This window comes from Shewanella sp. SM29, assembly GCF_025654245.1.
In the GTDB taxonomy this organism is placed as follows: Bacteria; Pseudomonadota; Gammaproteobacteria; order Enterobacterales; family Shewanellaceae; genus Shewanella; species Shewanella oncorhynchi.
In genome coordinates this window covers 34,233-46,906 of the sequence record NZ_JAKKRN010000012.1, presented here as the reverse complement: position 1 = coordinate 46,906, position 12,674 = coordinate 34,233, and the positions used below count along the sequence as shown (strand labels likewise).

Genomic DNA, 12,674 nt, shown 5'->3' with positions numbered 1-12,674 from the left:
ATTAAATAACAATAATAAAATCAACAATAAAAATAATAATTTCACTTAATTTTTAGCATAAAAAAGACGCTACTTTGAGCGTCTTTTTTATGGGTGAAAAACAACGACTGACGATTAATAGTCTTCTTCGTTTGCCTCTTGGATCCGCTGCTTACGCTCTTGTGCCTCTTCAAAGGCTGCTTGGATTTCTTCCAAGACCGCACTAACATCGGCTTCAACCAGCACTTCGGTAAACTCACCCGTTAATGGCGTTTCAGGTTTCAATTCACCGGCTTCAAACAGGGCCCAAATTTCTTTGGCGTATTGTGTTTTTAACAGCTCAGGAGCATACAAACCATAGTATTGAGTCATGTTATTCACATCACGCGCTAACATCCATTTAGCATGGTTATTTGCAGCGGCATCGACGGCCTGAGGTAAGTCGATAATCACTGGCCCTTCACTGTCAACTAACACGTTAAACTCAGACAAGTCACCGTGCACTAACCCCGCACAGAGCATACGTTTGACATAGGTCATCACCAACGCATGATCCTTCAAGGCTTTTTCTGCCGACATACTAACATCGTTTAATCTCGGCGCGACATTGCCCTCGGCATCCGTCACTAACTCCATCAGCAACACGCCATCGAAACAACCATAAGGCTTTGGCACACGCACACCCGCATTCGCTAAACGGTAAAGTGCTTCAACTTCAGCATTTTGCCAAGCTTCTTCCTGCTGATCACGGCCAAATTTAGACCCTTTTTCCATCGCGCGCGCGCGACGACTGTTACGGACTTTTCGGCCTTCTTGATATAACACAGCTTGCTTAAAACTGCGCTTGTCCGCTTCTTTATAGACTTTGGCACAGCGGATATCATCACCACTGCGTACAACGTACACAGTCGCTTCTTTACCGCTCATTAACTGGCTAATGACCTCATCGACCAGTCCTTCATCAACCAGGGGTTGGATTCGTTTCGGAGTTTTCATAGCGCCCTTATACCTTACTTAGGCATGATATGGAATACTGCGGGCAAATCTTCATACAAAAGCGGTCTCCAGCGGAAGTTTGATGAATATAGTTTAGGATTGTTAAACGAATTTTAAGTAAAAACTAATGCACTTGCGTGTTAAACACAATACCAGATTTACTCAGCGCTTTGGCAAAGAAAGAGACTGAAAATACCACTTTAACTAAAAGAATATTCTTTTATGCTCACCCCAATAAAACCAGACTCAAAACAACAAGCCATATTCCACGGCGAATATGCCAATCCAAGCCAGTTGAAATAATACCCAGAGCTAAATTGGTGCAGGAACTTAACTCAAACAAACAAGGCAATCACACTGCCCACAGTCGCCGCCGCTTTCAATATTTGGCCTGCACTGTAATAAGTGTCGTTTGAACTCTTAACGTCATCTACATCATCCGCACTAGGCTCAGGTATTTTACTCGTTGCATTGCCATCAAAACTGACCTCAGCTTTGGGAGCCGCCAGCCCTAATACACCATAGGTAAAGGATTTAAGTCCACTTGGCTCGGCAGTATCAAGGGATTGATGAGACGACTTAACTGCCGGTAATGAAGCAGAATACACAGATGAAATATGTGAAATCATAGCGAGCACCAAAGCAGACATTTAAAGTGTTAACCACAAACTAACACAATATCAGCTGGTTATCATGCATTCATCCGCTAAACTGTGATGGATTCTGCCCAACAAAACGCATCTATGACCGTATAAACGGCGGTATATATAGCTAGATCTCCCCCATAAGAGCCTTTATCCTAAACGCCACAACATATAGAGAACTTATCCATGCACTATCCCAGCATTTTCCTCGCACTTTCAGTCTTATCCCTGACTCAATGCAGCAGCTTATCTATTGAAGAATGCGCCAATAGTGATTGGTTTGCCCTTGGGCTTGCCGATGGCAACCGTGGGACAAGTTCTGGGCAATTAAATCAATATCAAAAAGATTGTCGTGAATTTAATCTCAGTGTCGATACCGCGCAATGGAAACAAGGATACCAGCAAGGGTTAGCCAGTTACTGCGTGCCAGAAAATGGCTACCGCGTAGGCTTAGCGGGAGAAAGTTATTATGGGGTTTGCAGTAATAACCAGTTTGTTGAGCGCTATAACCAAGGCCATCAACAATACCTGACCAACAAACGTTTAACTGAGATTGCCGACCGCTTAAATACCATAGAGAGAGAAATAAGCAGTCTTGATGGCAAGATCAATAATCTCACCGACAAGGCTGACTTATTGAAACAGAAAAACAGCCTACTCAACGAAAAAAACCAACTGTTAGATGAAAGATCTCGCCTACGCAGACCAGATATGCGCTTCGAATTTAGATTTTAAGCCATAAAAAACACTGAACCCAATAAGGACTCAGGGCTTTAGCTTCGCAGCTCGTTATTTTTGCGGTATTCCACTACTTGTAACCTTGAACATTTGACCCAAAGCGACCAATTTAGACTTTCTAAACGCAGGCGAGCGCAGAAAAAACACATAGTAGAGTAGGCTAGCGGACGTCCATGCTATGGCTAAACTCCATAAATCATGACTCAAGAAGTGGGCGCCGCGTAACTCTTGGCCAATGCCAAATACTAGGCCCAAACTCAAACCAAAGATTAATCCAAACTTAGCTAAATGCGGGCGATACTCACGCAGCACGTAATACAAGGCAACCCAAGCAAACCCGCCGCTGGCATGGCCACCAGGGAAACATTGACCAAACTCAGCACTTTTAGGTAAACGAGAAAACAAGGAGGTATGTATCATCTGGCCGCCAAACTCAATCACATCCCACGGGCAGGTCATGTGAGTAACGCTCTTGCCAATTCGGACCAGCAACACACTCGCCAATACGCTACTAAATAGGTAAATCAGGCCCTTGCGGTACGGTTTTACCCTGTCACTTCGAAAACTAAAGGCAATGCCGACTACGACACTCACCGCCAGCAAGATGACAAAGTTACGCCCAGTGACATGCAGTAAATCTTCGGTCAACCAATATCCTCTCAATGGCCAAGAGTCGATACCTCCTTGCCAATGAAATAACAAAGTCGCGACTTTCATATCAGCGTGAGTCCATTCAAGCCCCACTATGATCACTGCAAACACTAAAAGCGGCGTAATTAAATGCCCCTTAGCAAAATCCATAAATGTCATCATAACTTTATCTTTCAGATAGTTATTCACTAATAAATCCAAAAATCAGAACATTTAGTGTTAGAGTACCGTTGAATTCTTACCTAACACTTAAGAGATTTAACAGCGCAGCATTTAAGATAGAACCGAGATTTTGCAGTAACTAAATTTATCGAAAAGACTCACATCATGAGTAAAAAGACTATAGTTTATGAATAGTATCGCGCCTCTAGGACTGAGCATTCATGCCATACAACCTCGCCATTAACCAGTCTCAAAAAGATCGTTTATTTGCCGACATTGCTATCGACACAGACAAAATCGTTGTTCCCCAAGAAATGGTTGATAACTGGCAACAAACCTTAGATTTACTCTCTGAATTAGTCGACACTCCCGCCGCTTTGATCATGCGTGTCCATCAAACCGATATTGAGGTCTTTACCTCGAGCCGCACCCAAGGTAATCCCTATAAAAAACATGATAAAGACAGTTTAGGCCACGGACTTTACTGCGAAACAGTGATCAAAGAAGGTAAGGAACTCCACATTCCTAATGCCCTAAAGGATAAAAACTGGGACAAAAATCCTGACATTAAACTCGGCATGATCGCATACTGTGGTTTACCTTTACGTTGGCCAGATGGCAGTGCCTTTGGCACTATCTGCATGCTCGATAGCCAAGAGCATAATTACCGCCAATCTTTTCGCAGCTTACTCGCTCGGTTTCAAAATGGTATCGAAGCTAACCTAGTCACCCTTTATCAACAGGCTAAGCTACAACTGTACAATCAGCAGCTAGAGCAAAAAGTACAACAGCGCACCCATGAACTCGCCGAACTTAGCGGCAAGCTCATCAAAGAAATCGAAAACCGCACCTCCACCGAAACCTCACTGGAATACCATAAAAGCTACGATCCACTCACGGGATTACCCAACCGCATCAATTTGATTAATAGTCTGTCGATCATGCTCGAAAAAGTGAATCGCAAAGAAAAGATTTCAGTACTCTATCTTGGGCTGCGTAATTTCAAATCCATCAACGACAGTTATGGTTACCTGATTGGCGATAAAATTCTCACTATTCTCAGCCAACGTTTACAGCACTATACCGATGAAAACACCTTTATCGCCCGCATCGCTGGCGCCGAATTTGTGATTATTCAAGCCCACAAACCTTCGAATAACGAAACCAATAAACTCATCAATAAAGTGCTTAACTGCTGTAATACCCCCTTTGGTGTGGCTGATTTTGTAATCACGATTCCCTCGAGCATGGGCATAGCACAAGCGCCTATGGATGGTATCGATGCCGCCATCCTGCTGCAAAAAGCCGGAGCGGCCATGACGATCAGCAAGGCTGATGGCTCAACTCACAGCTTCTTTAATCAAGATACGCAAGCCGCTTTAAACCTACGCTATCAACTGGAATCCCACTTGGTCGATGCACTGAACAAGAACGAGTTAAGCCTGCATTACCAACCCTTTATTAACTTAAAGACGAAGCAAGTGATTGGTGCCGAAGCCCTGCTGCGCTGGCATAATCCGATCCCATCCTTGGCAATGTCGCCCCAGACAGATTCATCGCCTTAGCTGAACGTAATGGCCAGATTATCGATATTGGCAATTTTGTATTACATACCGCACTGTCTCAGGCGGCAAAATGGTGTCGCGAGGTAGGCCAAGAGTTTAAAATCGCCATCAATATTTCCCCTTTGCAAATTCGCAATCCCCGCTTTAGCGAACACATAGCCGACTTACTCACCCTTTATCAATTGCCCCCCACCGCCTTAGAACTTGAAATTACCGAAGGCATGCTGATGCAGGATGAACACATTGCCCACAATGCCATCCAAAAACTACAAGAACTCGGTATCCGCATCTCCCTAGATGATTTTGGCACAGGCTACTCATCCTTAAGTTATCTACAAAAATACTCTTTCGACACCTTAAAAATCGATCGCTGCTTTATTAGTAAACTCGAAGAAAACGAACAAAATAGAGAGTTAACCAAGGCAATTATTGCCATTGGTAAGAAACTGGACTTGGAAGTGATCGCCGAAGGCGTAGAAACCCTAGAACAAGATGCCTTTATTCGTCACGAGGTATGCGACTTAGGCCAAGGCTACCTCTACGGTAAACCCATTACCGCAACACAGTTTGAGCAGGCATTTATCCATAAAAAAGAGCATTAAGTTCATCCTTAATGCTCTTTTATTTCGCGAATTAAAACCGACTGAATAATGCTGCGTGAATTGTCATTTCCACAGAATGTTATAAATTACATTGGGATAGATATGTGTTGAAGACTAATGTTTGGGACCAGTAATTTTAGTCGTTAGCAGTTTAGCGTCTGCTGATATCCACTCATATAGGTTTACCATGGTATTTGCTCGTCGACTCGCAGCCAGTCCGTCCTTGGATGCTCGACCACCCCGTCCATGGGGCGGACGGTCGTCTCGCTAATCACCATGGCGCACCTTTTTGGCATTAGCGTAATCTGTAGATTTAAAAGCCTTACGCTGCACGCTTTTAGACTTAAACGTGTTAGTTCCAACACTCTAACCTGTAATTTTCGGATTAAAATCTCTATATGTTAATGCCCCTATCAGAGGCAATAAAATAGCTGTCAAACACTGCAAAGAAGTGTAATAAACAGCTATTTTTTCCTTTGAATTTGCCAGAAAATTAATATGCCACTACAAATAACTATTTAATATTACTTTGTTGAAGGATTAGTTAAATCTATCATCCATGATCTTAAATCCTTCCATAAAACGATATCTCTTGGCAGCACTAATTCGTCCTTGATCTTCACATCTACAGCAGATTCCGTTAATGGAACTAATTTTCCATTTTGCCTTACTTCGGATATATAAAAAGTATTATGAGGTAAATCATTAGGCGGGATCAGCCAATAACTTAAGGTCACTTTAGATTCTGAATCGCCGCTAAAGTAGGATGTAGTGAGCCAGTTACTTTTAAGTTTCGGAACTCGTGACAAGCAATCCTCGAATCTAGTTCTTTCATCTCCTTCACGTTTATAAATAACATCGTTAGCAAAACCACCACGTTCTTCAATAAAAAGAAGGTATCGTCGCCCTGGTATAAGTTCTTCTTTAGAGCCCAGGGTCAACTGGTCTGAATTGGGTTTAGACAAACTTTCATTTACCCTAACTTTATTCTTGTATCCGCAAAGCGATTTGTCGCCTAAACTTACTTTCCATTTGGGTGTATGTGTCCACTCAATCATTTCCGATGAAATAACAGTTACGTCAACGATGTTTTCAGCTGACAACACTGCCTGTGCTAAATCTTGACGAATAAAGCGTGCATCAGTGCTTCCTGCATACAGTAAAAAAAGAGCTAGTCCATAAGTAATAATCTGATTATTCATCAAAGCTAACCTTTGTCGCATTGAAACGTTCCAGTAATTGTGAACACTTTCTAACATTACTGAAACTTGGTCAATATGTCTGTAACTGGCAGAGCTAGTTTGATAAAGCGAAGCAAGCTTTGGGGTATCAGGTTGACAGTCAAATACAGGCCATTCCAGTATGAACTAAAGACAAGCATTTTTAGTTAGCACTTGTTATAAATTTTTTTCAGTTTTTCCTTTAGCTCTTTGGCGAGCTGACTATTGTTGAGAACAACAATACTAATAAGTAAATTTGGAATATACAAAAATAGAACTGCTCCAGCAAAAGCATTTTTTGCTTCAGGTGAAACCGCAACAATAGCCAAAGCTACTGTTAAAGCAATGCTGCACGACACCATCCTTGTAGTAAAACCGGCTACTGATTTTATAACTTTTGAACTTAGAGAATGACAATAGATAGCAAAACAAAAAATACCTAATGATATAAGTGCTTTATCATTACTCCCCTGAATAAGGCTATAAAGAATAAGACCGGGCATCAGTACAGGTATAAATATAATTAGAAAGTAATTTCTTTCAAAAGTTCGATTACTCAATGGAAGCCTCAATGACTAATAGCACCCTACGAAGGGGTGAATAATTGTTGGTTAAAAATCTATAGCCAAGCGAGACCGAGCTAACGATGACGAGTCCTGCTTTAGTGGTTTGTTAAGTGATCTGAACGAGTTCCTGCAGACACTTTGTAACATTACTAAAGTTTGGTCAACGACTATACGTTTCATTTAGCCTGTCTAGGTGCTCAAAACACGGAATTGGTTTAGCTAAGCTAACAGTGAAAAGGTTGGCTGAGATTGGCATTGTTGCAACAGTGACCGTTGGCGGCATGGATATCGCCGTCGAGCCTATAGGGATATATTTACGGCGAGTCACTGAGGAAATAATGACAATTCATGCTGCACAACTGAAGACAAAGTAAGATAACTTTGGGGCAATAGCTTTTTAGCTAAACGAACAGCGACAGGGTTAGTTAAGATTAGCACTATTGCAACAGTGACCTTCTAAAACATGGATGACTAAAGCAGCGACCATCACCATAGGGTCGCGGCTTTAAATCTCACTAATAGGGATATGGAAACGAGACTAGTCTGCTTTAATGACAGCTTGTGTCAGTATTTCTTGGTCATTCTTAAACACCACTAGCTCGCCTAGAGGACTATCGCTGCCGCCTAAGACGGTGACATAACAATAATACTGGTATGGGCCGCTGCGAAATTGGTATGAATGATTCCCCCCACTGCCATCAAATACGAGTTTGCCTTTATTCAGCACTAAATCTGGCTTGTCGCTCAATGACTTACCCTTTGCCCATGCGGCATAGCGGTATTGGCTGTTCCCCATATCATCGACACGAATGGTAAACTTGGCGGTCTCCCAAGATAACGCTGGGCTGACAAATTCACTCACACTCGGATGTAATGCCGTTTGTTGCTTAGCAATAAGCTCTGCTTTCAGTTTTGCCTCTACCGGTGTTTGATAGTTAATGGCGATGATCTTGCCATCAAAATCCAGCCACACAACGCCGCTACCGAGCATAATGCCGCGCCAGCCCATCGTCTGCCAATCGGCTTCAATCTTAGAATGGGCGATCTGCTCAAGCAGCTTAGGATCAAAAACCTGATCGAAACGTGCGATCATTTCCTGGGTATTTTGAATCGCGGGGATCGGATATTCACGTTTAAGCGGGTAAGCCACACGCTTAGCAATCGCCTCAAGATCATTGGCCTTGGCGGCGTCGATAAGTCCCTGCACCAGAGGAATATATTCCTCTGGCATGGCTTCATCAGCGGCGTTTGCATTGATGCTTAAACCCATAACGCTGAATATTAACGCCGCAGAAAACGCGATATTCATCAGTGTAACTTGGCTGAAAACAGCTAATTTGCTTCCCTTGAGTCGTGAGGCGAATGGCATCTTTATCCCTTACTCCAAATGTCTCTGCTGAGACTAAAAGCCAAGAATACCATAAGTGCCTCAGACTAAAACCTAAGGTGATTTACACTGCGCCTGACTAAGCGGTTAATAATAGGTTTGAGTAAATCGCCAAGGCTACCGACATAAAGATAACACCAATAACCGCATCGATAACCGGTGTTAGTCGCTGCAATTTAAGTTGCACCTGCGCCTTTGACAACATTACCGCTAAAAAACCAAACCATGCCAATGACAAAGACAACAACAAAATAGCGGAAGCGATTTTAGTACTCGTTGTAACACTTGGGGTAATCAAGGCCGAAAACAAGGTTAAGAAAAACACTAATGCTTTCGGATTCAATAGATTGGTATAAAGCCCAGTCAAAAAACCTTGCCTGCGCGACATAGCGCCACCTAAGCCACCAGCAACAGACGCCACGCCTTCAACGTCACCAGCGCTAATAACAGCATCATCATTTGTTCCTGCATGGACTCTGGCACTCATTTTACGTTTAGCGAGTATCGCAAGACCGGCACGCAGGGCACCAAACCCCATCCAAGCGAGGTAAGAAGCGCCCACAATTTGCACTAAGAGATACAGAGTGTGCGAACTCTTAATGAGTAGACTCACACCGGTCAGACTCAAAATCGTATGAGCTAAAATGGCTATTGAAATCCCCACAGCGGCGGAAACCGCAGTGCTTCTGGACTGCTGAGTCGCAATCTTCACCATAATGGCAAAATCGGGTCCGGGACTGATTAAAGCAACGGCATGGATTACAGCCAAGGTGAGTAATAAAGATAAATCCATAGATATGCGGCTCCGCAAAAAAGGCTAATAACGATAACTGAGGCAGCCAGTATGGCAATTTGTCGCAGCGCTGAATTGTAATAAATTGCACTATTCAGTGTTTTTTAAAAACCAGCGGCGTCGAAAGACGGGCGGAAATTAGAGCATACGCCGCTGAAATTGCACTGGCGATAATAGGAATGCCTGCTTAAAAGCTTTGTTTAAATGACTTTGATCGAAAAATCCGAACTGCTGCGCCACATCCGCCACTAAAGCGCCATGACTTAAGGATTTTTTCGCCAACTCTAAGCGCACCCGTTTAAGGTACGCATGGGGAGTCATCCCTGTTGCCTGTTTAAATTGCCGTAAAAACTGAAATTTACTTAAATTCACTTCATTGGCTAAGGTTTCAAGTTGAGTATTATGCCAAGGCTCATCGTGAATTCGCTGTTTCACTAAGCTCACCTGCAACTTAGATAACCCCTGCGGTTGATTCGGTTTAGATAGGCAAGATGAAATACCGCTTGGGTAACGCTCCAGCAGCAGATGAATAAAATTCAGTAAGTGGGACTCACCCGCAAGCGCACCACATTGGCCTTGAATTAATAGCTCGTGTAGCTGAATAAAATATTGATAAAGCGTCGGGTCATCCACCATAGGCGCGCTGAAAAAGTGCTCCTTCAAACCCAGTTCTAGGCTGACTTCATTCATGTATTCCACGGGAATCGACATCACTTTCACCCGATAACCGTCGGCATCGCGGCTTTGACCATCATGGGTTTCGTCGGGATTTAAGGTCGATAGGCTGTGCTGACCAAGCTGATAACTGCTGCCCTTATTCACAAACTGCTGCGCACCTTGGGTGACCACACCTAAGTGGTAATCCAGATGCACATGTTTATCAAAGCTGAAATGCGTGAATTCCGCCTGACTCAGTTCTATGCCTGATAAGCTAGGATGACGCCAATAATTAATGTTTTCAATGGGTGTTGCAGTACTCATAACTCGCGGCGATTACCTATAGCATCAGCTGTAAAACAGGGGGAAACTCAGATCGACTCGTCATCATTCTAGCCTCCATTGTCAGCGCGGGAATAGTAAATTATTGCAGCCACATAGTTTGAAGCGATTTGGGCTTAGATTAGCGCTTAAATTAGCGCTTAAATGAGTGCAGCAGAAAAAAGCGCCCAACTATCTGGACGCTTAATGAGATACATTTTTGCTCGGCGACATACGTAATAACCTTCGATATCGCCTTAACAGATGAATATCACTAAAAATGATAACTCACGCTGACTCTTACCATTCGTGGCTCAACAGGATGATAATGCTGATCTTCAACGCCTTCGCCTGCTTCGCCGGGCAAACGAGAAGCATAAAAATAATCTATGTCGTGATCTTTACTATCAAACACGTTTAGCAGCTCAAGCTTAGTGTCGAAGCGGCGGAACTCGTATCCTAACGCGAGGTTAACTAATGTGGTCGCATCAGCCTTGTGGTCATTAAAGCTGTCGAGCACCCGCTCGCCAAGGTGCCGCACGCGTACACTGGAATACAGGCCATCGCCGTCGGGTCGATAGGTGATGCCCGCACTGGCAACAAAGGGGACCGCGCCATCGATATACTTGCCCTCTTCAAATTCATTTTCAGTAAATCTAGCGTTAGTCCACGCTAATTCCATATCGATACTGATTGCCTCATTCAGCCAATAATAAGCTGTTAATTCAGCACCATAACGTTCAGATGCACGACTCGCCTCAGTGTTACCCGCATCGCCCACAAATACTAATTCTGAATCTAGTTGCAGATACCAGATCGCAGCAGAGAAATTAATAAAGTCCCTGTCATAGTATTTCACCCCAAATTCGCCGCCATTTGAGCGCACGAGCAGATCGACTTTTTCGACCTCATCGCCACTCACGGGGTCAACCTTGATCGTTGCACCGCGGGCATCGTTCGAATGTAGCCCTTGGCCTGCATTAACATATAACTCAAGATTATCGCTCCACAAATAAGAAGCACCGGCTTTGAGGCTGAACATACCATCGGACGCATCGCCACTGTTAAGCGGATTATCACTGTCGACCTGCACATCAAAATAATCGTAACGCAGCCCAAGATTAAAACGCCATTGCTCAGCAGGCAGCCACTCAACTTTGCCAAAGATGCCACTCGACAACTCTTGCACTTCATCAAGCCTTACCGTATTCAGCCGTTGTCGCGCCTGAGTGTTATACAAACCCACTGCGCCAATATCGTCATAACGCACATCGCCGCCCACACTGTAATTCAGTTGAGTGCCACCAAGTGAAGTCTGCCAATCACGCTTGAGATCGCCGCCCCAAATCGTGCGTTCATCGACTTGTTCAAACTCATCACCATTGATGGGATCGTTTAAGAAATAGGTAAAATTAGAGAATAAATTCATAGTCGAGCGAATGGCGTAGACATTTCCCTGCCAATCACCCGCATCGTAATTAGCTGAAACGCTATAACGGTTAGATTCACCACCGACGTCTTTATCTAAAGATCCATAAAAATCAATCAATCCAGAATCCACCGCACGGGCGGGGATCTGATCCGCCGAATTCCAGCTGTTGTCGTAGGCCATCATAGTGACGCTCAAGTCACCCTCGCCGAGCCGAGTTAAATAACGCCCGACGACACTGATCTTACTCACATCCTCATCAATATCCGTCCATGGGCCATCATAGGTTTGCGCCTCACCACCCCAAATAAAACGACCTATGTCAGTGTTTAGCTCCTGAGTCGCCACGAGTCGCTGGTAACCATATTCACCCAACGTCACCCCAACTTGGTTATGAGGGAGTTGATCAGCCAGCAGTAATTGCGCAGCACCTGCGCCAGAAAAATCGGCCACCTCAGGATAATAAGCGCCTTTGGCATAACGGATCTCGCCTATAAGTTCAGGGATCAAAAAGTTAAGATCCGTATAACCCTGACCATGCCCATGGGTTCGCATATTCACAGGCATACCATCGACTCGAGTATTAAAGTCTGTGCCATGATCCAAATTAAAGCCGCGTAAGAAATACTGATTCGCTTTACCCGAACCACTGTGCTGAGTGACTATCATCCCAGGAACAAATTCGAGGATTTCGCCGGTTCGTAATAGGGGGCGACTCTCGATTTCTGCCACGCCGACTATTCCCTCAGATGCCGAGGTACTATGGCCTAAGGTATTAATTTGCCTACCGCGCACCTCTAGGCGTTCGATATTGTCCGTTGTCGCCTCTGCCACTACGGCACTCGATAAACAACAAAGAGGTAATAACCACGTTATTGATAACCAAAGCTTTGATAACCGCATTCCTGATAATCCCAGTCCCGATTTCATCCTTTCTTTCCTACTACAGGTGATAGACGGCAGG

The 12,674-nt window shown here is 44.0% G+C and carries 10 protein-coding genes and 1 pseudogene; 2 read left to right on the top strand and 9 right to left on the bottom strand.

Annotated features, from left to right (window positions below):
• Window positions 1-114 precede the first annotated feature (114 nt).
• Window positions 115-975 carry a PA4780 family RIO1-like protein kinase gene (locus tag L5L77_RS10295; RefSeq protein WP_173497172.1) on the bottom strand — a complete coding sequence of 287 codons (861 nt, stop codon included), beginning with the start codon at window positions 973-975 and terminating at the stop codon, window positions 115-117.
• Window positions 976-1,310: 335 nt separating this feature from the next.
• A complete protein-coding gene (locus L5L77_RS10290; RefSeq protein WP_411569229.1) occupies window positions 1,311-1,625 on the bottom strand; it encodes a hypothetical protein in 315 nt (104 codons plus the stop codon).
• Window positions 1,626-1,805: 180 nt separating this feature from the next.
• On the opposite strand from L5L77_RS10290, the gene L5L77_RS10285 reads away from it, so the two are divergent.
• The gene (locus L5L77_RS10285) at window positions 1,806-2,354 is read left to right on the top strand and encodes a DUF2799 domain-containing protein (protein ID WP_113939984.1); all 549 of its coding nucleotides are present in this window, start codon (window positions 1,806-1,808) and stop codon (window positions 2,352-2,354) included.
• Between the two features lie 54 nt (window positions 2,355-2,408).
• On the opposite strand, the gene L5L77_RS10280 is transcribed toward L5L77_RS10285, so the two are convergent.
• Window positions 2,409-3,167, bottom strand: a complete 759-nt coding sequence (locus L5L77_RS10280) for a phosphatase PAP2 family protein (RefSeq protein ID WP_173497921.1) — start codon at window positions 3,165-3,167, stop codon at window positions 2,409-2,411.
• A 224-nt stretch (window positions 3,168-3,391) separates the two neighbouring features.
• On the opposite strand from L5L77_RS10280, the pseudogene L5L77_RS10275 reads away from it, so the two are divergent.
• Window positions 3,392-5,337: pseudogene (locus tag L5L77_RS10275) on the top strand (EAL domain-containing protein).
• A gap of 524 nt (window positions 5,338-5,861) precedes the next feature.
• On the opposite strand, the gene L5L77_RS10270 reads toward L5L77_RS10275, so the two are convergent.
• The 6 genes from L5L77_RS10270 to L5L77_RS10245 form a co-directional block, all read right to left on the bottom strand.
• Window positions 5,862-6,539 carry a hypothetical protein gene (locus L5L77_RS10270; protein WP_041411383.1) on the bottom strand — a complete coding sequence of 226 codons (678 nt, stop codon included), beginning with the start codon at window positions 6,537-6,539 and terminating at the stop codon, window positions 5,862-5,864.
• Window positions 6,540-6,724: 185 nt separating this feature from the next.
• Window positions 6,725-7,117, bottom strand: a complete 393-nt coding sequence (locus L5L77_RS10265; protein WP_263185659.1) for a hypothetical protein — start codon at window positions 7,115-7,117, stop codon at window positions 6,725-6,727.
• Window positions 7,118-7,661: 544 nt separating this feature from the next.
• Complete coding sequence (locus tag L5L77_RS10260) at window positions 7,662-8,492, bottom strand: hypothetical protein (protein WP_263181749.1); 831 nt, start codon at window positions 8,490-8,492, stop codon at window positions 7,662-7,664.
• A gap of 97 nt (window positions 8,493-8,589) precedes the next feature.
• Complete coding sequence (locus L5L77_RS10255; protein WP_263181750.1) at window positions 8,590-9,303, bottom strand: LysE family translocator; 714 nt, start codon at window positions 9,301-9,303, stop codon at window positions 8,590-8,592.
• Window positions 9,304-9,441: 138 nt separating this feature from the next.
• The gene (locus L5L77_RS10250) at window positions 9,442-10,284 is read right to left on the bottom strand and encodes an AraC family transcriptional regulator (RefSeq protein ID WP_263222689.1); all 843 of its coding nucleotides are present in this window, start codon (window positions 10,282-10,284) and stop codon (window positions 9,442-9,444) included.
• A 271-nt stretch (window positions 10,285-10,555) separates the two neighbouring features.
• A complete protein-coding gene (locus L5L77_RS10245) occupies window positions 10,556-12,613 on the bottom strand; it encodes a TonB-dependent receptor (protein ID WP_411569230.1) in 2,058 nt (685 codons plus the stop codon).
• Window positions 12,614-12,674: the final 61 nt, after the last annotated feature.

Excerpts from the sequence above, each read along its gene's own strand:
- L5L77_RS10295 (WP_173497172.1), bottom strand. The coding sequence starts at position 975 with ATGAAAACTCCGAAACGAATCCAACCCCTGGTTGATGAAGGACTGGTC.
- L5L77_RS10290 (WP_411569229.1), bottom strand. The coding sequence starts at position 1,625 with ATGTCTGCTTTGGTGCTCGCTATGATTTCACATATTTCATCTGTGTAT.
- L5L77_RS10285 (WP_113939984.1), top strand. The coding sequence starts at position 1,806 with ATGCACTATCCCAGCATTTTCCTCGCACTTTCAGTCTTATCCCTGACT.
- L5L77_RS10280 (WP_173497921.1), bottom strand. The coding sequence starts at position 3,167 with ATGACATTTATGGATTTTGCTAAGGGGCATTTAATTACGCCGCTTTTA.
- L5L77_RS10270 (WP_041411383.1), bottom strand. The coding sequence starts at position 6,539 with ATGAATAATCAGATTATTACTTATGGACTAGCTCTTTTTTTACTGTAT.
- L5L77_RS10260 (WP_263181749.1), bottom strand. The coding sequence starts at position 8,492 with ATGCCATTCGCCTCACGACTCAAGGGAAGCAAATTAGCTGTTTTCAGC.
- L5L77_RS10255 (WP_263181750.1), bottom strand. The coding sequence starts at position 9,303 with ATGGATTTATCTTTATTACTCACCTTGGCTGTAATCCATGCCGTTGCT.
- L5L77_RS10250 (WP_263222689.1), bottom strand. The coding sequence starts at position 10,284 with ATGAGTACTGCAACACCCATTGAAAACATTAATTATTGGCGTCATCCT.
- L5L77_RS10245 (WP_411569230.1), bottom strand. The coding sequence starts at position 12,613 with ATGCGGTTATCAAAGCTTTGGTTATCAATAACGTGGTTATTACCTCTT.